22 protein-coding genes are annotated in these 25,788 nt (G+C 60.4%); 16 read left to right on the top strand and 6 right to left on the bottom strand.

Annotated features, from left to right (window positions below):
- Window positions 1–33: 33 nt before the first annotated feature.
- On the bottom strand, window positions 34–1,287 hold the full coding sequence (locus SJY21_RS09420) for a UbiH/UbiF/VisC/COQ6 family ubiquinone biosynthesis hydroxylase (RefSeq protein ID WP_377509442.1): 1,254 nt from the start codon (window positions 1,285–1,287) through the stop codon (window positions 34–36).
- A 41-nt stretch (window positions 1,288–1,328) separates the two neighbouring features.
- Between SJY21_RS09420 and SJY21_RS09415 the strand changes: the two genes are divergently transcribed.
- The 4 genes from SJY21_RS09415 (at window position 1,329) to SJY21_RS09400 (ending at window position 7,651) form a co-directional block, all read left to right on the top strand.
- Entirely contained in the window at window positions 1,329–2,657 is a 1,329-nt protein-coding gene (locus tag SJY21_RS09415) for an amidase (protein ID WP_377509439.1), read from the top strand.
- A 132-nt stretch (window positions 2,658–2,789) separates the two neighbouring features.
- Complete coding sequence (locus tag SJY21_RS09410) at window positions 2,790–3,968, top strand: aminotransferase class I/II-fold pyridoxal phosphate-dependent enzyme (RefSeq protein ID WP_377509436.1); 1,179 nt, start codon at window positions 2,790–2,792, stop codon at window positions 3,966–3,968.
- 16 nt (window positions 3,969–3,984) lie between these two features.
- Window positions 3,985–6,882 (top strand): DNA translocase FtsK 4TM domain-containing protein, encoded by a 2,898-nt coding sequence (locus SJY21_RS09405; RefSeq protein ID WP_377509433.1) that lies wholly within the window; start codon window positions 3,985–3,987, stop codon window positions 6,880–6,882.
- A gap of 160 nt (window positions 6,883–7,042) precedes the next feature.
- Window positions 7,043–7,651 carry an outer membrane lipoprotein carrier protein LolA gene (locus tag SJY21_RS09400; protein WP_377509430.1) on the top strand — a complete coding sequence of 203 codons (609 nt, stop codon included), beginning with the start codon at window positions 7,043–7,045 and terminating at the stop codon, window positions 7,649–7,651.
- 116 nt (window positions 7,652–7,767) lie between these two features.
- Here SJY21_RS09400 and SJY21_RS09395 read toward each other — a convergent pair whose 3' ends face one another.
- The gene (locus SJY21_RS09395) at window positions 7,768–8,352 is read right to left on the bottom strand and encodes a lytic transglycosylase (protein ID WP_377509427.1); all 585 of its coding nucleotides are present in this window, start codon (window positions 8,350–8,352) and stop codon (window positions 7,768–7,770) included.
- A 199-nt stretch (window positions 8,353–8,551) separates the two neighbouring features.
- Between SJY21_RS09395 and hspQ the strand changes: the two genes are divergently transcribed.
- A complete protein-coding gene (gene hspQ, locus SJY21_RS09390) occupies window positions 8,552–8,878 on the top strand; it encodes a heat shock protein HspQ (protein ID WP_377509424.1) in 327 nt (108 codons plus the stop codon).
- On the opposite strand, the gene SJY21_RS09385 is transcribed toward hspQ, so the two are convergent.
- On the bottom strand, window positions 8,875–10,449 hold the full coding sequence (locus tag SJY21_RS09385; protein ID WP_377509421.1) for a gamma-glutamyltransferase family protein: 1,575 nt from the start codon (window positions 10,447–10,449) through the stop codon (window positions 8,875–8,877). The two genes, hspQ and SJY21_RS09385, sit on opposite strands and share 4 nt — an antisense overlap.
- Before the next feature lie 254 nt (window positions 10,450–10,703).
- Between SJY21_RS09385 and SJY21_RS09380 the strand changes: the two genes are divergently transcribed.
- The 7 genes from SJY21_RS09380 to SJY21_RS09350 all read left to right on the top strand — a co-directional run bounded on the left by SJY21_RS09380 (window position 10,704) and on the right by SJY21_RS09350 (window position 18,655).
- Window positions 10,704–11,156, top strand: coding sequence for a GAF domain-containing protein (locus SJY21_RS09380; RefSeq protein ID WP_377509418.1), 453 nt, complete (start codon window positions 10,704–10,706; stop codon window positions 11,154–11,156).
- Window positions 11,157–11,225: 69 nt separating this feature from the next.
- Window positions 11,226–11,795: a helix-turn-helix domain-containing protein gene (locus SJY21_RS09375; protein ID WP_377509415.1), complete on the top strand. Its 570-nt coding sequence runs from the start codon at window positions 11,226–11,228 to the stop codon at window positions 11,793–11,795.
- 9 nt (window positions 11,796–11,804) lie between these two features.
- Window positions 11,805–12,188 carry a GFA family protein gene (locus SJY21_RS09370; RefSeq protein ID WP_377509412.1) on the top strand — a complete coding sequence of 128 codons (384 nt, stop codon included), beginning with the start codon at window positions 11,805–11,807 and terminating at the stop codon, window positions 12,186–12,188.
- Complete coding sequence (locus SJY21_RS09365) at window positions 12,181–14,628, top strand: FAD-dependent oxidoreductase (protein WP_377509409.1); 2,448 nt, start codon at window positions 12,181–12,183, stop codon at window positions 14,626–14,628. Before SJY21_RS09370 ends, SJY21_RS09365 begins: the two co-directional genes overlap by 8 nt.
- Window positions 14,625–17,066, top strand: a complete 2,442-nt coding sequence (locus tag SJY21_RS09360; RefSeq protein ID WP_377509406.1) for an FAD-dependent oxidoreductase — start codon at window positions 14,625–14,627, stop codon at window positions 17,064–17,066. Before SJY21_RS09365 ends, SJY21_RS09360 begins: the two co-directional genes overlap by 4 nt.
- Before the next feature lie 39 nt (window positions 17,067–17,105).
- Window positions 17,106–18,008 carry an EamA family transporter RarD gene (rarD, locus tag SJY21_RS09355; RefSeq protein ID WP_377509403.1) on the top strand — a complete coding sequence of 301 codons (903 nt, stop codon included), beginning with the start codon at window positions 17,106–17,108 and terminating at the stop codon, window positions 18,006–18,008.
- The gene (locus tag SJY21_RS09350; RefSeq protein WP_377509400.1) at window positions 18,005–18,655 is read left to right on the top strand and encodes an RluA family pseudouridine synthase; all 651 of its coding nucleotides are present in this window, start codon (window positions 18,005–18,007) and stop codon (window positions 18,653–18,655) included. Before rarD ends, SJY21_RS09350 begins: the two co-directional genes overlap by 4 nt.
- 242 nt (window positions 18,656–18,897) lie before the next feature.
- On the opposite strand, the gene SJY21_RS09345 is transcribed toward SJY21_RS09350, so the two are convergent.
- Window positions 18,898–20,325, bottom strand: coding sequence for an aldehyde dehydrogenase family protein (locus tag SJY21_RS09345; protein WP_377509397.1), 1,428 nt, complete (start codon window positions 20,323–20,325; stop codon window positions 18,898–18,900).
- Between the two features lie 146 nt (window positions 20,326–20,471).
- Between SJY21_RS09345 and SJY21_RS09340 the strand changes: the two genes are divergently transcribed.
- The 4 genes from SJY21_RS09340 (at window position 20,472) to SJY21_RS09325 (ending at window position 24,337) form a co-directional block, all read left to right on the top strand.
- Window positions 20,472–21,125 (top strand): peroxiredoxin, encoded by a 654-nt coding sequence (locus tag SJY21_RS09340; RefSeq protein WP_377509394.1) that lies wholly within the window; start codon window positions 20,472–20,474, stop codon window positions 21,123–21,125.
- A 112-nt stretch (window positions 21,126–21,237) separates the two neighbouring features.
- Window positions 21,238–22,467: an HlyD family efflux transporter periplasmic adaptor subunit gene (locus SJY21_RS09335; protein ID WP_377509391.1), complete on the top strand. Its 1,230-nt coding sequence runs from the start codon at window positions 21,238–21,240 to the stop codon at window positions 22,465–22,467.
- Window positions 22,464–23,636 (top strand): FtsX-like permease family protein, encoded by a 1,173-nt coding sequence (locus tag SJY21_RS09330; protein WP_377509388.1) that lies wholly within the window; start codon window positions 22,464–22,466, stop codon window positions 23,634–23,636. Before SJY21_RS09335 ends, SJY21_RS09330 begins: the two co-directional genes overlap by 4 nt.
- 8 nt (window positions 23,637–23,644) lie before the next feature.
- Window positions 23,645–24,337 carry an ATP-binding cassette domain-containing protein gene (locus SJY21_RS09325; RefSeq protein WP_377509385.1) on the top strand — a complete coding sequence of 231 codons (693 nt, stop codon included), beginning with the start codon at window positions 23,645–23,647 and terminating at the stop codon, window positions 24,335–24,337.
- Here SJY21_RS09325 and SJY21_RS09320 read toward each other — a convergent pair.
- Together SJY21_RS09320 and SJY21_RS09315 are read right to left on the bottom strand one after the other, a co-directional pair.
- Window positions 24,329–24,895, bottom strand: a complete 567-nt coding sequence (locus SJY21_RS09320) for a L,D-transpeptidase (protein ID WP_377509382.1) — start codon at window positions 24,893–24,895, stop codon at window positions 24,329–24,331. The two genes, SJY21_RS09325 and SJY21_RS09320, sit on opposite strands and share 9 nt — an antisense overlap.
- 61 nt (window positions 24,896–24,956) lie before the next feature.
- Window positions 24,957–25,631, bottom strand: coding sequence for an aquaporin (locus SJY21_RS09315; RefSeq protein ID WP_377509379.1), 675 nt, complete (start codon window positions 25,629–25,631; stop codon window positions 24,957–24,959).
- Window positions 25,632–25,788: the final 157 nt, after the last annotated feature.

Here is a 25,788-nt window from a genome sequence, read left to right as displayed (position 1 = left end):
TAGGTTCGCGCCGGATGGCGCGGGTCAGGGCCGTCAGGTTTTCATCAAGCGGGGCAAGTCGCCGCTAAGGCCTGCTGCCTCGCGGATAAAGGAGCGTCGCGCCGAGGGGATGGCGTTGACGACGCCCATGCCGATGTCGCGGATCCCGCGCAGCAGCGGGTTGTCGTTTGAAAACAGACGGTTGAACGTGTCCGTGGCCACGGCAAGCGTGGCCGTGTCGAACCGCCGCCATTGCTGGTAGCGCTGCATGACCTGCGCGCCGCCGATGTCTTCGCCGCGCGCGCGGGCGTCTGACAGCACCTCGGCCAGCGCGGCCACATCACGCAGCCCTGCGTTCAGCCCCTGGCCTGCAATCGGGTGCATCCCGTGGGCGGCGTCACCCACCAGCGCCACGCGGTCGGCGATGAAATGGTCGGCAAGCGTCAGGTTCAACGGATAGCTGAACCGCGCCCCCGCGAGCGAGATTTCAGCAAGGAAACTGCCAAAGGCAGGGCGCAGGGCGTTCAGAAAACCGGCATCATCCATCGCGGTCAATTCTGCGGCACGGGCGTCGGTTTCGCTCCAGACGATCGAACTGCGATTGCCCGTGAGCGGCAAGATCGCCAGAGGGCCATGCGGCATGAAGAACTGGTGCGCGATACCGCCGTGGGGTTTTTCATGGGCGACAGCGCAGACAACACCAGTTTGCCCATAACTCCATCCCGTGCGCGTGATTCCGGCACGTTCAGCCGTCCCGCTGCGCCGCCCGTCTGATCCGATCAGCAAGGCAGCGGTCAGCGTTTTGCCCGATGCGAGCGTGACTTTGACGCCCGTTGCGTCAATGTGTTGTGCGACCACGGTTTCGCTGGCGATCTGCGTGATCCGGTTATCAGCTGCCAGCGCATCAAGGAAGGCGCGGCGCAAATGACGGTCCTCGACCATATAGCCCATCGGCCCTTCTTCGATTTCGGCATGATCGAAATGTAGCATCCACGGGCTTGGCCCTTCGCCCGCGCGCCCGTCAGTGACCTTGATTTCCAACATGGGTTGGGCGTGACCGGCGACAGCCCCCCAAACGCCAAGGTTTTTCAGCAATCGCTGCGAGGCAAGCGCAAGCGCATAGGCGCGCCCGTCAAAACCGGGGTTCTGCCGCGTATCAAGTGGCAGCGCGTCAATCACGGTGACGCGAAAACCGCTTTGGGCAAGGGCAAGCGCGAGGGCGGGCCCGTTCAGCCCGCCACCCACGATCGCGATATCTGTGTCATGTGTCATGCCCCTGCATAAGACGCCGCGCGCGGGATTGTCCATGCGCTGCTTGGCCGCTACCCTGCAGCAAAACGGGGGCTTTTATGCAAGACTGGTTGTGGATGTCGGCGGCGGATTTGGGCCGCGGGATTGGCGCGGGTGAAATTGATGCTGTGGCGCTGACCGACACCTATCTGGATGCGATTGACGCCCACCCTTTGCGCGACCGTATCTATGCGCGGGTGACGCATGATCGCGCACGGGCCGAAGCGCGGGCAGCGGCTGTTCGGGCGAAGGCCGGTCAGCGGCTGTCGGTGCTTGATGGCGTGCCGGTGTCTTGGAAAGACCTGTTTGACACGGCAGGTGTCGCAACCGAGGCAGGCACGGCGCTGATGGCAGGGCGTGTGCCGGACAGGGACGCCGTGGTGTTGCGCAATGCAACGGCGGCGGGCCTTGTGTGTCTGGGCAAGACCCACATGTCGGAAATCGCGTTTTCCGGGTTGGGGTATAACCCGATCACCGCGACCCCGCCTTGCGTTAACGATGCGGACGCGGTGCCGGGCGGGTCGTCGTCGGGTGCGGCGGCCTCGGTTGCGTTTGGGCTGGCGGCAGCGGCGGTCGGGTCGGATACGGGCGGGTCGGTGCGGATTCCGGCCGCTTGGAACGATCTGGTGGGGCTGAAAACCACCCATGGGCGGTTGTCGTTGCAAGGTGTCGTGCCGCTGTGCCTGACGTTCGACACAGTAGGGCCGCTTTGCCGCACGGTCGAGGATACGACGATGATGCTGGCCGTGCTTGAGGGGGCGAAACCTGCCGATTTGCGAGGGGCGAACCTGACCGGTGCGCGGTTCGTGGCGCTGGACACGATTGTGATGGATGACATCGCGCCAGAACCCGCCGCCGCATACCAAAGCGCGATTGAACGGTTGCAGGACGCAGGTGTTGATATTGTGCGTGCCCAAGTGCCTGAATTGATCGAAGCCTTTGATTTGTCGGCCATTCTTTATACCACGGATGCCTATGCGAACTGGCGCGAACGGGTTGAAGGCGCACCCGAAAAGATGTTTGCGCAGATTCTGGAACGTGTCCGGGCGGGGCGTGATGTGCTGGCGCACGACTATTTGCACGCCTGGACGCGGCTGCATGCGATCCGCGCGGCCTATGCAAAGGCGACAGCGGGGTTTGATGCCGTGATTTGCCCGACAGCGGCAAATATGCCTCCCAATCTGGACCGTTTGACCAGCGATGACGCGTTTTACAAGGCGCAAAACCTGCTGACTTTGCGCAACACGCGGGTGGCGAACCTGATGGGATTGGCAGCGTTAACGGTGCCAACAGGCCAGCCGGGCACGGGTCTTATGCTGAATACGGCGCCGGATTCAGAGGCGCGTTTGCTGCGCCTTGGCGCTGCGGTCGCGGCTGTTTTGGCCTGACCGCCTGACCCAAAAGACACAATCGCACCCTGCAACCCCTAAATATCGCGGTGTTTTTCTGGACAGCGCCCTGCGTTGCGCGCTACTTTGAACAAAAGCGGGACACAAATGATCCCGTAACCAGAGGCAGCGATGTTGTACCCCGAGCGGTTTTCGAACCTACCGGCCTATGCGTTCCCGCGTTTGCGGGCTTTGCTTGACGTCCATGAACCGGGCGGCGATCCCATTGCCATGACGATCGGTGAACCGCAGCATGATTTTCCTGTCTGGGTTGGTGATATCCTTGCCAAACACGTCGGTGAATTTGCGAAATACCCGCCAAATGAAGGCTCGCCCGAGCTGTTGGCGGTTATCGCTGGCTGGCTGAACACACGTTACGGTGTGAGTGTCGCACCCGACCAGATTATCGCGCTGAACGGCACCCGCGAGGGGCTTTATAATGCGGCGATGGCGCTGTGCCCCGAAACGAAGAATGGTCAGCGCCCTGTAGTCCTGACACCGAATCCGTTTTATCAGGTTTATGCGGTTGCAGCCCTGTCTGTGGGGGCCGAGCCTGTTTATGTGGCCGCCACGCCGGACAGCGGGAACTTGCCCGATTACGGTGCATTAGACACTGAAATTCTGGATCGCACGGCGATCGCTTATATCTGTAGCCCGTCCAATCCGCAGGGCGCTGTCGCAGGCGAAGATTACTGGCGTGATCTGATTGCGCTGGCTGAAAAGCATGATTTCCGCATTTTTGCGGATGAATGCTACTCCGAGATTTACCGCGATGCCCCGCCTGCCGGTGCGCTGGAAGTTGCGGCCAAGATGGGCGCTGATCCGGAGCGGGTCGTGGTGTTTCATTCCCTGTCAAAACGCTCAAACCTGCCCGGTTTGCGGTCTGGCTTTGCTGCTGGTGGCGTGCAAAGTATCGCGCGGATGCGGCAGTTGCGCGCCTATGCGGGCGCGCCCTTGCCGCTGCCCTTGCAGCGCGTGGCCGAAAAGGTTTGGGCCGACGAGGCGCATGTGATCGAAAACCGTGCGCTTTATGGCGAGAAATACAAGGTGGCCGACAAGATTATGGGCCACATTGATGGCTATTCCAGCCCCGAAGCGGGGTTCTTTCTGTGGTTACCCGTTGATGACGGCGAGGATGCAGCACTGCGGCTTTGGAAAGAAACAGGCGTGCGGGTTTTGCCCGGCGCATATCTAAGCCGCGACGTCGGGGGACATAACCCCGGCGCGGGATTCATTCGGGTTGCGATGGTGGCCCCAACACAAGAAATGCAGCGCGGTCTGACCCAGATCCGCGACTGTTTGTACGTTTAAGGCGAGGCACGAAAACATGGCTTATCAGACACGACAGCGCGACCCATTGCTGGACAGCAACATGCAGGCGGCCATCGAAAAGCGTGGCAAGGAACTGCTGGGGCTTGGGCTGATCGTGCTGGGTGTGTTGGCCGCAATGATGATCGTGTCGTATCACCCCGATGATCCCAACTGGATGTCGGCCACCGATGCGCCTGTGCAGAACTGGCTGGGCCGTTTCGGGGCATCCGTGGCTGCGCCGATATTCATGATTGTTGGCTGGGGCGCCTGGGGCATACCGGTGACGCTGGTTGCTTGGGGTGCACGTTTGGCGTTGCATCACGGCGAAGAACGCGCGCTGGGCCGCTTGATTTTCGCACCGATCGCAGTTGCCGTGCTGGCCGTTTATGCCGCGACTTTGGCGCCGGGTGCCGGGTGGGATCACAGCTTTGGTTTGGGTGGTCTGTTTGGTGATACGGTTCTGGCGATGGCCCTGACCGTGGTGCCGTTTAGTGCCGCATTCGGTGTCAAGCTGATGTCGTTCATCAGCGGCGTGTCGGTTGTTGCGCTGGGTGCGTTTGTGCTGGGCTTTACCTGGCGCGAGATCAAGGTGCTGGGCCGGTTCCTGTTGATCGGTTTCATCATGCTTTATGCGTTGTTGTTGCGCCTGTTGGGGCAGGGGGCGTCTGCATCGATGCGCGCCGCCCAAGGGACCTATGCAAGCGTGCAGGCCCGCCGTGCGCAGGCTGCCGCCGAACGCGCCGAAGCCGAAGAAGAAGCCGCTGCATACCGCGCTGTGCCTGATCCGAAAAGCGAAGCGGCCCGCGTGGCCGCTGTGGTGCGTGCCGCGCCCGCAATGCCGACACGGGACGCGCCCTTGGCCGCCCCGGAACGCGCCGCTGAACCGCAATCGGGTGGTTTGCTGGGCGGGTTGATGCCCTCGCTGCGCAAGCGCGAAACCATGCCCGAACCTGAGCTGGTCGAACCGCGTCTTAGTGTTAATCTGGACGAACAACCGCATGACGAAGACCGGATCAAGAGCAAGATCAGTGACGTGATCCGCAGCCGTGTGCGCCAGCCGATGCAGGCTGCACCGCAACCTGCCGCCCCCGTTGGCCGTGTCGAACCCACGCTTGCGCGTCGCCGTGGCCCGGATCCGCTGTTGCTTGATACCAACCGCACGCCCGAAGGTCTGCCTGCGGAACCCCCCGTCATGGCCGCGTTTGCCGAAGCGCCGATGGATACGGATGTGATCGAGGATGACTTCGAGGCGGCCCCCGAAATGTCTGTTGCCGCGCAGCCGGTTTTCGCCGCGCCAGAAGCCCGCAAGGTTGTGCAGCATCCGGTGAAAAAGCCTGTGCAGCCCAGCCAGAAGGCCAAAGCCGAAGCGCAGCCCGCCCTACAATTCGAGGAAAAGCAGGTTGAATATGAAATTCCGCCGCTTGGCCTGCTGACCAGCCCTGACACGGTGGAACGCCATCACCTGTCTGATGATGCGCTTGAGGAAAATGCGCGGATGCTGGAAAGCGTGCTGGATGATTACGGCGTCAAGGGCGAGATCGTGTCGGTGCGCCCCGGCCCCGTTGTGACGATGTATGAGCTTGAGCCTGCACCCGGTTTGAAAGCGTCACGCGTGATCGGTCTGGCCGATGATATCGCGCGCTCGATGTCGGCCCTTTCTGCACGTGTGTCCACGGTGCCCGGTCGGTCGGTGATTGGTATCGAATTGCCCAACGAAAACCGTGAAATGGTTGTGTTGCGCGAAATTCTAGCCGCCCGCGACTTTGGCGATAGCAACATGCGCCTGCCGCTGGCTTTGGGTAAGGATATTGGCGGCGATCCGATTGTCGCCAACCTTGCCAAGATGCCCCACCTGCTGATTGCAGGGACGACCGGTTCGGGTAAATCCGTGGCGATCAACACCATGATCCTGTCGCTGCTCTACAAACTGACGCCCGAAGAATGCCGCCTGATCATGATTGACCCCAAGATGCTGGAACTGTCGGTTTATGATGGCATTCCGCATTTGCTGTCCCCCGTTGTGACCGACCCGAAAAAGGCCGTGGTCGCGTTGAAGTGGACCGTGGGCGAGATGGAAGAACGCTATCGCAAGATGTCCAAGATGGGTGTGCGCAACATCGAAGGCTATAACGGCCGCGTGCGCGATGCGCTGGCCAAGAACGAGATGTTCAGCCGCACGGTCCAAACCGGATTTGATGACGACACAGGTGATCCGATCTTTGAAACCGAAGAATTCGCCCCCGAGGCGATGCCCTATATCGTCGTGATCGTTGACGAGATGGCCGATTTGATGATGGTTGCCGGCAAGGAGATCGAGGCCTGTATCCAGCGCCTCGCGCAGATGGCGCGCGCATCGGGTATCCACCTGATCATGGCCACACAGCGCCCGTCCGTTGATGTGATCACCGGCACGATCAAGGCGAACTTCCCCACGCGGATTTCGTTTCAAGTGACGTCCAAGATCGACAGCCGCACCATCCTTGGTGAACAAGGTGCCGAACAACTGCTGGGCATGGGTGACATGCTTTATATGGCGGGTGGTGCGAAAATTACCCGCGTCCACGGCCCGTTCTGTAGCGACGAAGAAGTCGAGGAAATCGTCAATTACCTCAAGGGGTTCGGCCCGCCCGAATACATGTCCGGCGTGGTTGAAGGCCCGGACGAAGACACCGAAAGCAGCATTGATCTGGTGCTTGGGCTGGGTGGCAACACCGATGGCGAGGACGCGCTCTATGACACGGCCGTGGCCATTGTCGCCAAGGATCGCAAGTGTTCCACCAGCTATATCCAGCGCAAACTGGCGATCGGCTATAACAAGGCCGCGCGACTGGTCGAACAGATGGAAGAAGAAGGGATCGTGTCGCCAGCCAACCACGTGGGCAAGCGCGAGATACTGATTCCGGAACGCCAGTAAGCGTTCAGAGGACGGGGCCACTGCGGCCCCGTTTTTCGGCGCGTGCACCCATCGCTATCCCATAACATCCGGCGTGATATCGCCTAGCGGGGGGTAATGCGCCATCTTTCCCCCTATCTGATGGGATGCAATGATGCCCCGAACGACTTAGGTAGGGTCTATGAAACAGTTACGCCTTCTTTTCTTGCTTGTGCCGCTTGGATTGGCCGCACTTGCCGCACCGTCCCAAGCGCAGCAGTTGTCGCTGGGGGCGATCTCGCAGTATCTCAACCAGTTGCAGACGGCGACGGGCGAGTTCACCCAGATCAACGGGGACGGCACGATTTCGACGGGCACGATCTATATCAAGCGCCCCGGACGGGTGCGGTTTGAATATGCGCCGCCCGAACAGTCGCTGGTTGTGGCTGGCGGCGGTCAGGTTGCGATTTTCGATGCGCGCTCGAATGACGGGCCGGACCGGTATCCGCTCAATCAGACGCCATTGAATATTATTCTGGCACGCAACGTCGATCTGACCCGCGCAAGCATGGTGACGGGCCACACCAGTGACGGCACGACCACGACCGTGACCGCCCAAGACCCCGATCACCCCGAATACGGCAATATCCAGCTGGTGTTCACCGGTGATCCGGTTGAATTGCGCCAGTGGGTGATCACGGATGATGTGGGTGGCCAGACAACGGTGATTCTGGGCGATCTGGCCAAAGGCGGCAATATCCGTGACATCCTGTTCAACATTCAGGCTGAAATGCGGGCCTGGCAGAACTAGGAAAGCGCAGAGGTGGGGTGCGATTACCTTGAGCCGCGCCTAGACCGGTTTCATCGGATAAGTGGTAACAAGAAAGGGGCGCCCGACCGGACGCCCCTTTTCGCATTCTCCGAACCCTAGCGGCGGTTGCAGCTGCGCAGTTGCGCGTCATACATCACGGCGCGGTCGGCGACTTCGCCAGCGATCCGCACTAGCCATGCCTTGCTGTTGTAAGACCCGCGGTTATAGCCCGTGCGCCCTTCGTGATAGGCGAGGTATTGGTTGCGCGTATCGGAAAGGGGCACGCCGGTTTCCGTGACCGTTTGCGCCATATACCAACCCATGAAATCGGTCGCATCACCGATATCATCGCGGCGCGAACTGCGCCCGCCATGCTGGCGCTGGTATTCTTCCCATGTGCCGTCAAGCGCTTGGGAGTATCCATAGGCCGAGGATTGCCGCCCCGTCGGGATCACACCCAGCGCATATTGGTGTGGCGGACGGTTATTGCCGATGAATTTGCTCTCTTGATAGATCATGGCCATCAGGGTGGGGATCGGCACGCCCCAATTGCGTTCTGTCGCGCGGAATGCGCGCAAGTAATCGGGATGCTGGCGCACGATACTACAGGCGTTATCGATCTCGCGCGGGGCAGAGAATTCCCTGCTGCCGCAGCCAGCCACCAAGACCAGTAGTATCATCGCGCGAAAGAGTTTGCTCATCTGCCTCTCGCTTGTTTTGTTTTTATTACGCGTATTCTAGCTGAACAAAAGCTGTCTGGAAACAGGGTTGTCATAACATGCGCGCGATGATTGGCGCACTGTTGGGGTTGTGTTCACAGACTGTTTCCCGGAAATACACCGCGCGGGCGTGGACAGGGGACGGTTCAAACGTCTAGTAACGGGACGGGAGCTGTATCTAATGCTGAAATCGCGCGCGAAATATCATCTTGGGCAGGTTGTCCGCCATCGCAAGCACCCCTTTCGCGGGGTGGTGTTTGACGTGGACGCGATGTTTGCAAACACCGACGAATGGTACGAGGCCATCCCCGAAGAAGCGCGCCCTGAAAAAGATCAGCCGTTCTATCACCTGCTCGCCGAGAATGATCAGTCTTATTACGTGGCCTATGTGTCCGAACAGAACCTTGTTGCCGATTATTCCGGCGAACCCGTAGATCACCCCGATCTGGACGATCTGTTCGGCCCGTTTGAAGACGGCGGCTATCCGCTGCAGTTCCAGTTGAATTAATAGCCCAGGGCGCAGCCATCCTTGCGCGGATCACTGGCGCCTTCCAGAACATCATCGTGAATCCGGATCGCCTGCGCGCCGCCAATCGGGCCTGCGGGCCGCTGCACGTTGTGACCAAGATCGGCCAGTTCCTGCATCACGTTATCCCCGTATCCGGTTTCGACATTCAACACATCACCATCGGCAAACGCGCGCGGCGCATCAATCGCGGCCTGCAGGTCCATTCCGAAATTGGTGATGTTGCTGACGAACCGTGCGTGGCCGGTTGACTGATAGGCCCCGCCCATGACGCCAAACGGCATGATTGTTTGCCCGTCTTTGCGCAGTATTCCAGGAATAATGGTGTGCATCGGGCGCTTGCCCGCGCCCGCCTCGTTCGGGTGGCCCTTTTCAAGGGTGAAGCCTGCGCCACGGTTCTGGAACAGGATGCCGAATTTGTCGCTGGCCAGCCCCGACCCGAAGCTGTGAAAGATCGAATAGATGAAGGACACGGCCATGCGATCACGATCGACGACGGTGATATAGACGGTGTCTTTGTGCACGGCCTCGGCCCCCTTTAGGTCGCCAGCAAGGGCGCGTTTGGGATCAATCAGGGCGGCTAGTGATTTGGCCGTGTCCATCGACAGCAGGTGATCGACGCGGGTGGTGTGATCGGGGTCGGCGATAAAGCGGTTGCGCGCGTCATAGGCAAGCTTGGTCGCTTCGGCCTCGATATGCAGGCGCTGGCTACCCAGCGGGTCCATTGCCGCCAGATCAAACTGTGACAGGATATTCAGGATCAGGATCGCGGTGGCACCTTGGCCGTTTGGCGGGTGTTCAACCAGTTCGAGCCCTGCGTAGCCGCCACTGACGGGTGTTGTGTAATCGCAAGCCACGTTTGCAAAATCATCCAGCGTGTGGCTACTGCCCATGGCCTGAAGCGATTTCACCAGATCCTCGGCCACTTCGCCTTCGTAAAACCCGGCACGCCCCTCGGTGGCGACACGGCGCAAAACCTCGGCTTGCATGGGCGCGCGGAACACTTGGCCGCTGCTTGGCGGCTTGCCGTTCCAAAGGTAAGCGTCCTTGGCCACGCCCTGCAACACGCTGTGTTCTTGGGCATAATCACGCGCAACACGAGGCGCGATTGGCACGCCTGATTCTGCATAATAGATCGCGGGGGCGAGCGCCGAGGCCAGCCCGATCCGCCCCCAATCCTTGGACAGGCGGCAGATTGCATCGACCGCGCCGGGCAAGGTAACGGCGGCCACATCATAGAGTGGGACAGTGGTATGACCTGCCGCGCGTAAGGCATCCGCATCATAGCCCGAAGGTGCACGGCCCGATCCGTTCATCGCGATAATGTCGTCACTGTCAGGTGGGGAAATCAGCGCAAAGCAGTCGCCGCCGATGCCCGTTGATTGCGGCTCGCATATTCCCAGCAAGACCGCGCCCGCAATCGCGGCATCCATCGCGTTGCCGCCTGCTTCAAGGATTTGCACGGCAACCTTGGCTGCCAGCGGATGAGACGTGGCGCACATGCCATTGCTGGCAAAAACGGCGGATCGTCCGGGTTGTTGGAAATTGCGCATATAGCCCCCTGTTTTCTGGCGATCCTATGCGTGGGATCGCAAAAGGGGAAGTATCCCGACGGCCCGCACTGGGTGGGGGCTGTTCACGCGCCGCCGGGAGAAGCCTATGCAGCTACAAGAAACAGGATGCGCTTGGTTTCGGGCGGCTGTGTGATCGAGTCGTGGCGCTTTTGTGGCTATTCGTTTCAATTGCGCCTTTGCCCGTCTTGTGTTCAAAAAAATTCGGAATCCCAAACCCGTCAAAGGTTAAGCCCATGCCTGATTACGCGACACTGTCCAAAACCATCGCCAGCCTGACCGAGGGCGAGGACGATCCGGTTGCCTTGATGGCGACAGTGACCTGCGAGGTGCATCACAGCGATGCACGCTTTGACTGGACCGGGTTTTATCGTGTGACGGGGCCGCAGATGTTGAAAATCGGCCCCTACCAAGGCGGGCACGGTTGCTTGCAGATTCCGTTTTCCCGCGGGGTTTGTGGTGCGGCGGCGCGCACGGGGCAGGTGCAGTTGGTGTCGGATGTTGATGCCTTTCCCGGCCATATCGCCTGTGCCAATTCCACGCGGTCGGAACTGGTTCTGCCGGTTTTTGACAGCGCCGGGCAGGTCATCGCCGTGTTTGATATCGACAGTGATCAGCCGGATGCCTTTACGCAGGTGGATGCCGATGCGTTGGCGGCAATCTTGCGGGATGTTTTCAGCGGTCCGTGAAATATTGCTTTGCGATTTCATGGAATCATGGCAGCGTGAAAAATGACCTGATTTTTTCACGAGCGTTTGATGCTGCATGATCTTCCTGCCGACCAACGCACACTGGGTGCTGATCTGCGCGCGTTGCGTCGCGCACGCGGGCTGACGCTGGCGGAACTGGCGGATCAACTTGGCCGGTCGGTTGGGTGGCTAAGTCAGGTGGAGCGCGACTTGTCCGAACCATCGATCACCGATCTGCGCCATATTGCGGCGGCGGTAGATGTATCCGTCAGCAGTCTGTTCCGGTCAGCTGCGCCCGTGGACGAGCAGGGCTATATCGTGCGCCGGAATGCGCGCCGCCCGATCGGGTCGCGCACGGCGGGACTGGTTGAAGAATTGCTGTCGCCGGACCTCACGGATGATTTCGAGGTAGTGCATTCCACCTTTGAACCCCATTCGGACATCAATGCGCCCGTCACCCGCGCCACCCAGGAGGTCGGCTATATCATCAGCGGCCGTCTTGATCTTTGGATTGACGGGCGCGTGTTTCATCTGGCCAGGGGCGACAGCTTTCGGGTGCGCGGCGAGCCGTTCCGCTGGATCAATCCATATGACGAACCCTGTGTCGCGATCTGGGTCATCGCCCCGCCGGTCTATTAAGGAGTCAACATGCTGCAAGGTTCCTGTTTGTGTGGAAATGTGACGTTTGTCGCCAAAGGCGCGGCGCGTGATCCGGCTGCCTGCCATTGTTCACAGTGTCGGAAAATGTCGGGCCATTACTGGGCCGCCGTGCAGGTGATGGATGACGATCTGACCGTTTCGGGTGACGTGCGCTGGTATGCCGCCAGCGATGCGGCCAAGCGCGGATTTTGCCCGACATGCGGGTCGTTCCTGTTCTGGAAGGGCCACGGAGAGCCGGACATCGGCGTGGCCCTTGGGGCGCTGGATGGTCCCACGGGCCTGCATCTTGAGCGCCACATCTTTACCGCCGACAAGGGCGATTACTACGACATCACGGACAGCACCCCCCAGGAGGAGCAAGAGAATGGCTGAATTCCCGACAACGGCCCGTGTGGTCATCATTGGCGGCGGTGTCGTCGGCACATCGACGCTGTATCATCTTGCGCTGGCAGGGTGGACCGATTGCGTGTTGCTGGAAAAGAACGAACTGACGGCCGGGTCCACGTGGCACGCGGCGGGCAATTGCCCGTCGTTCAGCACGTCCTGGGCGGTCATGAATATGCAGCGCTATTCGCTGGGCCTTTATGCGGGGCTGGCGGATGCGGTGGATTATCCGATGAATTACCATGTCACCGGGTCGGTCCGGCTGGCCCATGACAAGAACCGGATGATGGAATTCGAACGCGCGAAATCCATGGGCAATTATCAGGGCCTAAGCCTTGAGATGATGGACCTGTCCGACATCAAGGAGCGCTATCCATTCATTGAAACGCATGATCTGGCAGGCGGTCTTTGGGACCCTGATGATGGTGATATTGATCCCGCGCAGTTGACGCAGGCATTGGCCAAGGGCGCGCGCAATCTGGGCGCGCGGATTGAACGGTTCTGCCCTGCGACCGGTGTTTCCCGTGACGGCGATGAATGGATCGTGCATACGGACAAGGGTGATATCCGCTGCGAAAAGGTGGTGAACGCCGCCGGATATTATGCGCAGCGCGTGGGCGAATGGTTCAAGCCTTATGGCGGGCGCACGGTTCCCATGGCCACGATGAGCCACCAGTATTTCCTGACCGAGGAAATCCCCGAACTGGCCGCCTGGACCAAGGAACAGGGCCGCAAGGTGCCGCTGCTGCGCGACGTGGATTCGTCCTACTATCTGCGCCAGGACAAGAACGGGCTGAACCTTGGCCCCTATGAACGCAACTGCAAGGGCCACTGGATGACGCCGGACGATCCGATGCCCGAGGATTTCAGCTTTCAGCTTTATCCCGACGATCTGGAGCGGCTGGAGTGGTATATCGAGGATGCAATGGCCCGCGTCCCGCTGTTGGGCACCGCTGGCGTTGGTCGCGTGATCAACGGCCCGATCCCCTATGCGCCAGACGGGTTGCCGCTGATGGGGCCGATGCCCGGTGTGCCCAATGCCTACGAGGCGTGTGTGTTTACGTTTGGCATTACCCAAGGGGGCGGCGCGGGCAAGGTCATGGCCGAATGGATCATCGAAGGCCAGACCGAGTGGGACATGTGGGCCTGCGATCCGCGCCGCTACACCGATTACACGGATCAGGACTACTGCAACAAAAAGGCGATGGAAGTGTATGGCCACGAATACGCCATGCATTTCCCGCAGCATGAATGGCCCGCGGGGCGCGACAAGAAACAAGGCACGTTGCACAGCCGTCTTGCCGATGCAGGTGCGGTGTTTGGCCCCTATAACGGGTGGGAGCGCGCCAACTGGTTCGCGCAATCCGGTGATGATACTTCCGAGGAGGCAACCCACACATGGACCCGCAAAGGCCCGTGGGAGGACCGCGTGCGCGAAGAATGCGAGGCGGTGCGCGATCACTGCGGGATTATCCCGATCACCGGCTTTTCGCGCTTCAAGGTCGCGGGAAAGGGCGCGCGCGCATGGGTGGATCGCCTGACGGCTTCGGCCCTGCCCAAACCGGGGCGGGTTGGACTGGCCTATTTCCCTGACGACCGTGGCCGCATCCTGACGGAGATGTCGGTGATGGTGCATTCGGATGACGAGGTGGGGTTGATCACTGCTGCGGTGGCGCAATGGCATGATTTCGATGTGCTGGTCGCCGGTGCGCCAGACGGGATCAGCGTGACGGATCATACGCAGGACGCGGAGTGCCTGCTGGTCACGGGACCGCGCGCGCGCGCTATCCTAGGGCCACTGACGGATCATGACCTGACGCAAGGGTGGCTGACAACTAGCCATGACGGCAAGGTCGCAGGCAAAGATGCTGCCCTTTTGCGTGTGTCCTTTGCCGGTGAATTGGGCTGGGAAATTCACTGTGCGCCCGATGATGCACCCGCGATGTGGGATGCGCTGACGGCTGCGGGGGCGAAACCGTTCGGTATGTACGCGCTGAACTCCTTGCGGATCGAAAAGGGCTATCGCGCGTGGAAGGGTGACTTGTCGACGGACTATTCCCTGCTTGAAGGCGGGCTGGACCGGTTCATCAAGCTGGACAAGCCGCAGGATTTTCCCGGCAAGGCGGCCATCATGGCCGAACACCAGCGCGGCGTGGCGAAACGGTTTGTGACGCTGATCGTTGATGCCGGCGATTGCGACGCGCCCTATATGTCGACCCTTTGGCATGATGGTGAAGTTGTGGGCGAAACCACGTCAGGCGCCTATGGCCACCGTGTTGGCGCATCCATCGCGCTGGGCATGGTGCGGGCTGATCTGGCCGTGGCAGGCATGGAACTACAAGTCAACATATTCGGCGAGGCGTGCCGCGCGGTTGTGCAGGAAGATCAGCCGCTTTGGGACCCTGCGAATGAAAGGATCAGGGCATGACGCTTCCCGCCCACGCCCGCGTTGTCATCATTGGTGGCGGCGTCATTGGCTGTTCCGTGGCCTATCATCTGGCCAAACAGGGCTGGAAAGATATCGTGTTGCTGGAACGCAAACAGCTGACCAGTGGCACGACATGGCATGCGGCCGGGTTGATCGCGCAACTGCGCGCGACGGCGAATATGACGAAGCTGGCGAAGTATAGCCAAGAGCTTTATGGAAACCTTGAAGCTGAAACCGGCGTTGCCACCGGGTTCAAGCGCTGCGGGTCGATCACGGTTGCCCTGACGGATGAACGCCGCGAGGAGATTTTCCGATCCGCCGCGATGGCACGTGCCTTTGGTGTTGATGTTGCCGAGATTTCGCCGGACGAGGTCAAGGCGATGTATCCGCATCTGAATATCGAAGGTGTCACGGCGGGCGTTTATCTGGACAAGGACGGGCAGGGCGATCCGGCCAATATTGCGCTGGCACTGGCCAAGGGCGCGCGCCAGAACGGCGCTGTGGTGGCGGAACGCACCAAGGCCACGGGTGTCACGCGCGACAGGCGGCGCATCACCGGCGTTGATTGGGAAAGCGGTGACGCGCAGGGCCATATCGTCTGTGATCATGTGGTGAACTGCGCGGGGATGTGGGGCCACGAAGTAGGCCGGATGCTTAACACCAATGTGCCGCTGCACGCCTGCGAACACTTTTATATCGTGACCGAATCCATCACTGGCCTGACGCAAATGCCGGTGCTGCGGGTGCCCGATGAGTGCGCCTACTACAAGGAGGACGCGGGCAAGATTCTGCTGGGGGCGTTTGAACCCGATGCGAAACCTTGGGCGATGGACGGCATCCCCGTTGATTTCGAGTTCGACCAACTGCCCGAGGATTTCGACCACTTTGAGCCGATCCTTGAACACGCCGTGAACCGGATGCCGATGCTGGCCGACGCGGGGATTCACACGTTCTTTAACGGGCCTGAATCCTTTACACCGGACGATGCCTATCACCTTGGGCTTGCGCCCGAAATGGACAATGTCTGGGTCGCCGCCGGTTTCAATTCTATCGGCATCCAGTCGGCGGGTGGCGCGGGTATGGCGCTGGCGCAATGGATGGATACGGGCGAAAAACCGTTTGATCTGGGGGATGTGGATATCAGCCGGATGCAGCCGTTTCAGGGCAGCAGGACCTATCTGTTTGAACGCTCAAAGGAAACGCTGGGTCTGCTTTACGCCGATCATTTCCCCTATCGGCAAAAGGCCACGGCGCGCGGCATTCGCCGCACGCCGTTTCATCAGCACCTGCTGGATCAGGGCGCCGTCATGGGCGAAATCGCGGGGTGGGAGCGTGCAAACTGGTTCAGTAACCTGGGTCAAGACCCAGCTTACGCTTATAGCTGGAAGCGGCAGAATTTCTTTGACAATGTCGCCGCCGAACACCGCGCGGTGCGTGAAAATGTCGGCATCTATGACATGTCGTCGTTCGGGAAAATCCGCGTTGAAGGGCGCGATGCCACGGCATTTCTGAACCATATCGGTGGTGGCGAATTTGACGTGCCGGTGGGCAAGATCGTCTATACGCAATTCCTCAATTCCCGCGCCGGGATCGAGGCGGATGTGACCGTGACGCGTCTGACCGAAACGGCCTATCTGGTCGTGACACCCGCGGCCACGCGGCTGGCCGATGAAACATGGATGCGCCGTAACACGGGTGATTTCAACGTGGTCATTACCGATGTGACAGCGGGCGAAGGTGTGCTGGCTGTCATGGGCCCGAACGCACGGCGGCTGTTACAAGCCGTATCGCCCGCCGATTTCGGCAACGATGTGAACCCCTTTGGCACGGTGCAGGACATCGACATCGGCATGGCCCGCGCCCGCGTGCATCGCGTGACCTATGTGGGCGAGCTGGGCTGGGAGGTTTACATAAGCGCCGATATGGCCGCGCATGTGTTCGAGGTGCTGCACGGCGCGGGGCAGGATTTGGGCGCGAAACTCTGCGGGATGCACATGATGGATACGTGCCGGATCGAGAAGGGTTTCCGCCACTTTGGTCATGACATCACGAGCGAGGATCATGTGCTTGAGGCAGGTCTTGGCTTTGCCGTGAAAACCGACAAGCCGGCGTTTATCGGGCGCGATGCGGTGCTGCGCAAAAAGGACGCGGGGCTGAACGCGCGGATGGTGCAGTTCCGCCTCACGGACCCTGAACCGCTGCTTTATCACAACGAACCGATCCTGCGGGACGGGGAGATTGTCGGCTATCTGTCGTCGGGAGCTTATGGCCACCATCTGGGCGGTGCGATGGGGCTTGGCTATGTGCCATCCAAGGGCGAAAGTGCTGCGGACGTGCTGGCGAGCGCCTACGAGATTGACGTGATGGGCACACGTGTGCACGCCCAAGCATCGTTGCGCCCGATGTATGATCCCAAATCGGAGCGGGTGAAGGCGTAAGGTGGGTTGAAACCCACCTTACCGCTGATATGAGAGGCTATGAGACATCCCAACGCCTCCTTACCCGTGCAAAGCGGTGACAGCCCCGCTGGTCTGGCCTTTGCCATGTCGGCCTATGTGCTGTGGGGATTTCTGCCGCTTTACATGAAGCTGGTGGCGCATATTCCACCCAGCGAAGTTGTCGCGCATCGCGTGATCTGGTCGGTGCCGATTGCGGCAGCGGTATTGATCATTCTGGGCCGCACGGCCGATATTCGCGCCGCACTGACGTCGCCACGCACGATCCTTTTGGGGTGTTTGACGGCGGGTCTGATTTCCGTCAACTGGGGGATCTACGTTTGGGCGATTGGCAATGGGCAGGCGCTTGAGGCGGCACTTGGCTATTACATCAACCCGCTGTTCAGCATGTTTCTGGGCGCGGTGTTTCTGGGCGAACGTCTGACACGCCTGCAACTGGTCGCTATCGCGCTGGCCGCCTGCGCGGTGCTGGTGCTGACCTATGATCGAGGTGGTTTGCCGGTTGTGGCGCTGGGGCTGACGCTGTCTTGGGGGCTTTATGCGCTATGCAAAAAGGCGCTGCCGATCGGCCCCAATCAGGGGTTTCTGTTAGAGGTGTTGATCCTGCTGTTTCCTGCACTGGTCTATTGGGGCTGGCTGGAAAGCACAGGTGCTAGCCATTTCGCCGCATCGGTCAGCGATCTTTGGTTGCTTTTGGGATGTGGCGTGGTCACGGCGGTGCCGTTGTTGCTTTATGCAAACGGGGCGAAACGCCTGCGCCTGACGACCATCGCCATCCTGCAATATATCGCGCCGACGATGATCTTTCTGGTGGCGGTGTTCCTGTTTGACGAACCGTTCGGACGCGCCCGCGCGATTGCCTTCCCGATGATCTGGGCGGCAGTGGCGATCTATCTGCTATCGGTGTTCCGGCGCAGACCATGAGCAGTAGTGACTACGATCCCCCGACCGACCCGCTGGTGATCCTACACGAGGATCAAGAGGTTATTCTGGTCGATAAACCCGCCGGTCTTTTGTCGGTGCCGGGCAAGGGTGAACATCTGGCCGATTGCCTGCTCACGCGCGTGCAAGCGGTGTTTCCGACGGCGCTGCTGGTGCATCGGCTGGACCGCGACACATCGGGTGTGATGATCTTTGCCGCGACCCGCCATGCACAGCGCCATCTGGGCCTGCAGTTTGAAAAACGCCAAACCCAAAAAACCTATGTCGCACGCGTCTGGGGCGAGATGGCGGAAAAGACCGGCACGGTCGATCTGCCGATGATCGTGGACTGGCCGAACCGCCCGCTGCAAATGGTCTGCCATGAGACGGGCAAACCGGCGCAGACCGACTGGCGCGTGGTGCGCCGCGGGGGTGGGGAAACGCGGGTGCGGTTGATGCCGAAAACCGGACGGTCCCACCAGTTGCGGGTGCATATGCTGGCGCTGGGCCATCCGATTTTGGGTGATCCATTCTATGCCACCGGCGCGGCGCGTGACCATGACCGGATGATGCTGCATTCCGAAACCTTGCAATTCCGCCATCCTGACGGGGGCAAGGGGATGCGGATCACGGCGAAGGCACCGTTTTAGGGTGAAACATTCCGCCCGGAATCAAGCCGCAGGCGCCGGGTGACCGACGGTCCGCCCCGACGGGTCGGCGATTTGCGCGCCATGCGTGTTGCGGGACCGGAAGATGAACACGGCCACCATAAAGCGCCAAAGCGGCAAGGTTCCAACGCCAACCCGCGTGTCGCCGATCACCCGTCTTGCATCGCATCAATGAAAACGGGCGCAGGGTTTCCCCCGCGCCCGTTGCGATCAAGTGGTGTGGCTTACTTGGAGACCCAGGCACTGACGGCTTTGACTTCAAGGAAATCCTCGAGCCCGAAAGTGCCGCCTTCGCGCCCGTTGCCCGATTGTTTGTAACCACCAAAGGGCGAGCCCTGGGCAAAGCCCTGACCGTTGGTTTCCACCATGCCCGACCGCAGACGCCGTGCGACGCGCTGGCGCTTTTCGTCGTCGGGGGTCTGGATGTAGTTGGTCAGACCATAGGGTGTGTCGTTGGCAATCGCGATCGCCTCGGCCTCGGTATCAAAGGGGATGACCGACAGGACGGGGCCAAAGATTTCCTCGCGCGCGATGGTCATGGTGTTGTCCACATCGGCAAAGACCGTGGGCCTGACGTAAAAACCACGGTTCAGCCCGTCGGGGCGGCCAAGTCCACCGGCGGTCAGTCGGGCCTCGTTCATGCCGACTTCGATCAGCCCTTGGATCTTGTTGAATTGCGCCTCGGAGACAACGGGTCCGATGTGCTGGCCTTCTTCGCTGGCGGGGCCTACGCGGGTGTTTTTCGCGGCTTCGCTCACGACCTCGACGGTGCGGTCATAGACGGAACGTTCGACCAGCAGGCGGGTCGGGGCGTTGCAGGACTGGCCGGAATTGCGGAAACACCGGTCGGCGCTGTATTGCATGGCCTTTTCGCCTGCATCGGCGAACAGGATGTTCGCGCCTTTGCCGCCCAGTTCAAGGCTGACGCGCTTCAGGGTATCGGCCGCTGCCTTGGAAATGGCGATGCCGGCGCGTGACGATCCGGTAAAGCTGACCATGTCGACCTCGGGGTGGGTCGAAAGCTGCGTGCCGACACCCACGCCATCCCCGTTAACAAGGTTGAACACGCCCTTGGGGAAACCGGCCTGATCGCAGAAATCCGCAAACAGCAGGCCTGACAGCGGGGCAATTTCCGATGGCTTCAGCACCACAGTGCAGCCCACGGCCATGGCCGGGATCGCCTTGAGGACGATCTGGTTCATCGGCCAGTTCCACGGGGTGATCAGCGCGCAAACGCCGATGGGTTCCAGCAGGGTCTTTTCGGTGGCGGTGAAATCACGCTCGAATTCGAACTTGTCAAATGCCTTGAGGAACCCTTCAAGGTGCCAGCTGCCGGCGCCAACCTGATTGGTGCGACTCATGGAAATCGGGGCGCCCATTTCCATCGACATGGCCTGCGCCATTTCTTCCTGACGGTCGTTGTAAACCTCAAGCAGGCGCTTGATCAGGGCGATGCGATCTTCCTTTGGGGTAAAGGCCCAATCGTCAAAGGCGGCGCGGGCGGCGGCCACGGCGGCGTCTGTGTCGGCCTGATCACCCAAGGAGATGGTCGCGCAGACTTCCTCGTTCGAGGGGTTGATGACGTTGAAATCATTGGCTTTGGCGGGGTCCACCCATGCGCCGTTGATGTAGAATTTGCGGTTGTCGATCATGACGATCCTCCCATGGAATTTGCGACACACTGTCACTGCGCAAATCAAGGTGCAAGCGGCGGTAGAAGTGTGCGTTTCGCCCCCTTATATAGGTTGGGAAGGCGGCCGATACGAGTGGCCGCGACATTGGCACAAGGAGTTGCGACATGAGCTTGCGTATCAACGACACGATCCCGAATCTGGCCGTGGAAACCGACCAAGGCACGTTCGATCTGCACGAATGGATCGGCGATAAATGGGCGATCCTGTTTTCGCACCCCAAGGATTTTACCCCTGTCTGCACCACTGAATTCGGTGCTGTCGCGCAACTGGCCGATGAATGGGCCAAGCGTGACACCAAGGTGATGGGGATTTCCGTGGACGGCGTTGCCGAACACAAGGAATGGAAGATTGACATCGAGTTGGTCGGCGGTGCCAAGGCCGGTTTTCCGATCATTGCCGACGAAGACCTGAAGGTTGCCAAGGCATTTGATATGCTGCCCGCCGAAGCCTATTTGCCCGATGGCCGCACCCCTGCCGATAGCGCCACCGTACGCGTTGTCTTTATCGTCGGCCCTGACAAAAAGCTGAAGCTGTCGATGACATATCCGATGAACGTGGGCCGCAACTTTGCCGAAGTGCTGCGCGCGCTTGACGGGTTGCAAACGGCGGCGCGTGAAAACGTGGCGACCCCTGCAAACTGGCAGGTCGGGCAGGACGTTGTCGTGCCAACCACCGTTTCAGACGCCGATGCGATTGCAAAATACGGGTCGATTGATGCAAAGCTGCCCTATTTGCGGATGGCCAAGCTGCCGTCCTAAGCAGCTCTGATTGCGACGAAAGGCCCCGTTCTTGCGGGGCCTTTTTCGTTGGGACCACTGGACAATCAATGACGCAGGCGTAGTGTGGATGAAACTAAACAGGATGGTTTAGATGGAAGACAGTAAACCCAGCGCATCCGCCGACCTGCCCGATCTGGTGGTGCGTCGCGACGACAGCCAGGGCGACACGCCGCCTGCAACGCCCAAGCCAAGCCGCTGGCGGTATCTACGTTTTCTGGCGATTCCGGCGTTGCTGTTTCTGGGTGCGGTCATTGGCATGTATTTTCAACCTCCGGGCCTGCAGAAGTTCTTTGAGGTGACAGGCCTGCAACCGGGGGCAGGGACCAGCGCACCAATCGCGCTACCACCGGAAATCACCCTGCCCGACGATGTGATGCAGACCCTGCAAGTGACCGATGTCATCGGCCTTGCCCGCCTGATGCCGCGTGGCGACATTTCAACCGTTGCGCCGCCATACGGCGCTGGTGACGCCCGCGTTGCGCAGGTTCTTGTGGCCGAGGGCGACCGTGTGGCGGCCGGTGATCTGGTTGCGCTGCTGGATAATGCGGCGCAGTTGCAAAGTGCAGTCGTGCGCGCCGAGGCCACGGTGGCGGTGCGCGCTGCGAGCCTGCTTCAGACCCGTCAGGGCGTGCAAATATCTACTGATGAGGCCCGCGCCAGCCTTGAACAGGCGGAGATTGCCGCGCTTGAGGCGCAATCGGAACTGGCTCGCACGCAAGAGCTGTTTCAGCGGGGTGTGACAACGCAGGCCGCCCTTGATGTGGTGCAGTCGGCCAGCCAGCAGGCAGATCGTGCGGTAGATCGCGCCCGCGCCACGCTTGCCCGTTTTGAAAGCGCCGATGTTGACGCGCAGCCGGATGTTCTGGTTGCCGAGCGCAACCTGGACGCCGCGCGCAGTGATCTGGCCAGCGCACGCCGAGATTTGTCGCGCGCCGAGGTCGTCGCGCCGATTGATGGTGTGGTGCTTGACGTGCATGTCCGCGCCGGTGAAAAACCCCCCGGCGACGGCATCCTGACCATGGGTGACACCGATGTGATGATGGCCGAGGTCGAGATTTATCAGGATCGCATTTCGATGGTCGAGGTTGGCCAGCCCGTGGAACTGGTGGCCGAAGCGATCCAGCGCACCCTGTCAGGGCAGGTCGTCAGCATCGGCCTTACGGTTGGCCGCCAGTCGGTGCTGTCGGACGAAACGGCGGCAAACACGGATGCGCGGGTTGTCACGGTGCTGGTGGAACTGGACGCTGATGCCTCGGCGGTTGCTGCCCGTTACACCAACCTTGAAGTGATCGCACGGATCGACACGCGAGCCATGCAATGAGCCGCCTGCTTGCCGCGCTGTTCGGGCGTTTGCCGATTGGCTGGCTGCAACTGACCCATTCCAAGGGGCGGTTGGCAGCGGCGATTGCGGGTGTCGCCTTTGCCAACGTGCTTGTGTTTGTGCAACTTGGCTTGGCATCATCCATGGCAACCGCAACGCTGCGGCCTTATGACTTTTTCAACGCCGATATCATGATTTCCGCGCAGGATGCGAATGCGCTGACCGAGGGCGGCAATGTCGCGCGCCAGTGGATGTTTCAAGCCCTTGCCGACCCCGACGTCATCGCCGCCACGCCCGTTTATATCGGCATGATGAACTGGCAGCAGCCTGACCTGACCCTGGGGCTGCTGGCGTTCGGGATTGATCCGAACAACGATGGGTTTCTTTCGCAAGATTTGCAGCGCAAGCTTGCGCCGCTGCGTCTGCAAAACGGCGCTATCATTGACATGAATACGCGCGGTTTGCCACCTGATGTTTCCGCAGGTATTCGCCCGCAAACGCCACAAACGTTCGAGGTTTCAGGCCAGACCGTGACCCTGTTCGATACCTTTCAAGGGGGCGGCGGTTTTGCGAGTGACGGCCACATGATTATGTCAGACCAATCGTTTCTGGGGCTGTCGGGTGGGCGAAGCGCGGGTGCGCCGGACCACATCTTTCTGCACGTGGCAAGCGGGGCTGACCCGGCGATTGTGGCTGAACGCCTGCGTGGTGAAATATCCGACAAAAGCTTGCGCATCCGAAGTTATGGCGCCGCCATTCAGGAGGACATCACCTATCAAAGCACGCAGCGCCCGACGGGGATCATTTTCGGGTTCGGCGTGGTCATTGGCATCCTGGTGGGGATCGTCATCGTTTATCAGGTGCTGTCCACGGATGTGGCCGATCACATGCGTGAATACGCAACCTTCAAGGCGATGGGATACGGGCAGATGTTCTTTCTTGGGGTCGTGTTGGAGGAGGCGCTGATACTGGCTGTCTTTGGGTTCATACCGGGATCAATCATCGGTTACGGGTTATTGTCGGCGATGCGCGAGGTCACGACGCTTCCGATTGTGTTGACGGGCACGATGGCGTTTCAGGTGTTTTTTGGCACGCTTGCGGCCTGCGCGCTGTCGGGGGCATTGGCGACACGCAAACTGGCCGCGGCCGATCCGGCCGATCTGTTCTAGGGGGCGGTATGGGTGATGATGTGTTGCAGATCGCTGGGCTGAACCACTGGTTCGGGACGGGCGAGGCGCGCAAACAGGCGATATATGATTTCGACCTGAATATCGCGCGGGGTGGTCTGACGATCCTGATGGGGCCGTCGGGATCGGGCAAGACGACAATCCTGACGCTGGCCGGTTGCTTGCGTGATGTGCAGGACGGATCAGTGCGTTTGCTGGGCCACGAGTTGAACGGCGCGCCCAAGGCCACAAACGAAATGCTGCGCAAGCGCCTGGGATTCATTTTTCAGGCCCATAACTTGCATGAAAGCCTGACGGCTGAACAGAACGTATTGATGGGATTGCAGGTGCACGGGTTGCGCGGGCCGACCTATACGCAGGCGGCACGCAAGGCGCTGGAGCTGGTGGGTTTGGGCGACAGGATGACCTATCTGCCGCAAAACCTGTCGGGCGGTCAGAAACAGCGGGTTGCCGTGGCGCGCGCGCTTGTGGGCAACCCCGACATCATCTTTGCGGATGAACCCACGGCCGCGCTGGACAAGGACAGTGGCGTGAATGTCGTGCGGATGCTCAAGGCGTTGGGCCGCGCGCGTGGCACGACCACGGTGATGGTGACCCATGACAACCGCATTCTGGATATGGCGGACCGGATCCTTGGGATGGAGGACGGCCGGTTGATCAAGGACAGCTTGGCGTCAGTGTAGAACCGCGCGCGCGCCAATCGGCACCTGTTCATACAAATGTCCGATGTGCGAGTTGACCAGCCGCACGCATCCATTGGATACGGCGCTGGCGATTGTCCAAGGCTGTGGCGTGCCGTGGATGCGCAGGAACGTGTCACCGATGCCGGGGGAAAACAGATACAGCGCGCGGGCACCAAGCGGGTTGCTGGGGCCACCGGGCATGCCGTCCTCAAAGCGGGCATAGGCACCGGGGTTACGCTCGATCATGTCGGGGGTGGGGGTCCAGCTTGGCCACTCTTTCTTGGCGCCAATGGTAAAATCGCCACGCTCATAAAGGCCCGCGCGACCTATGCCGACCGTATAGCGGATCGCCTGACCTTCGGGCAGTGTCCAGTAAAGGGCAAAGGCCCCGGGATCGACGTGGATTTCACCGGGCGCAAAGTCGTTGGAAATATTGACGATGCGGGGCATGTATTCTTCTGGAACGACATGCGTTGCGGCGTCTTGTGAAAAAACAGGTGTTGCGGTGATCGCGGCCGTGGCGGCACCGGTTTGAATGAAATGACGGCGAGTCAGCATGAAATACCCCTAAAAAGAAACGCGCCGCAAACCTAGAAAGCCTGCGGCGCGCGTGCAAGTTCTAGTCCTCGGCGTCAAGCAGGCCGGACTTGAACAGTAGCCCGGCGGCCACAGCGCCGATGATGGGCGCGACGATGAACAGCCAAAGCTGACCAAGTGCTGCGCCACCTGCGAACAATGCCGGCCCGATCGACCGTGCAGGGTTCACCGAAACACCTGTCACGTTGATGCCGACAAGGTGGATCACAACCAGCGTCAGACCAATGGCGAGGCCGGCCATGCCAGCCGGTGCGCCTTTGCCCGTAGCGCCTAGGATCACGACCATGAAGATGAATGTCGCGACGACCTCGAACACGAATGCCGCGACCATGTTGTATTCACCCAGATAGCCTTCGCCCCAGCCGTTTTGGCCAAGCCCGCCTTCATAGCCCGCAGTGCCAGATGCGATGATCATAAGCACCAATGCGGCGACAACGGCACCGGCGACCTGCGCGATCATATAGGGGATTGCCTCGGCGATGGTCATGCGGCCAGCCGCTACGGCGCCAAGGCTGACAGCGGGGTTGATGTGGCAGCCCGATACGGCACCGATGCCGTAGGCCGTCCCGATCAAAGCAAGGCCAAAGGCAAAGCTGATGCCGGTAAAGCCGATCTCGGCCCCCGCGATCACAGCTGCGCCGCAGCCAAAAAGCACGAGTGTGAATGTGCCGATAAACTCGGCCAGTGGTTTTTTCATGGTTCTGTCCCTTCAGGTTCTCCGCCCTTTTGCGAGCGGTTGCAGGGATCAGGACCGATTTTTTGCGCTGCGTCATGGGGAATTGATGCGGAACTGCGCCAGATTGAAGCGTGACGGCAAATCACAACATTGGTCAAAACCGGACTGCCCGTTGTAA

The organism is Octadecabacter sp. R77987 (genome assembly GCF_042466115.1).
Lineage (GTDB): Bacteria > Pseudomonadota > Alphaproteobacteria > Rhodobacterales > Rhodobacteraceae > SW4.
This window is presented reverse-complemented; position numbering and strand designations above follow the sequence as displayed.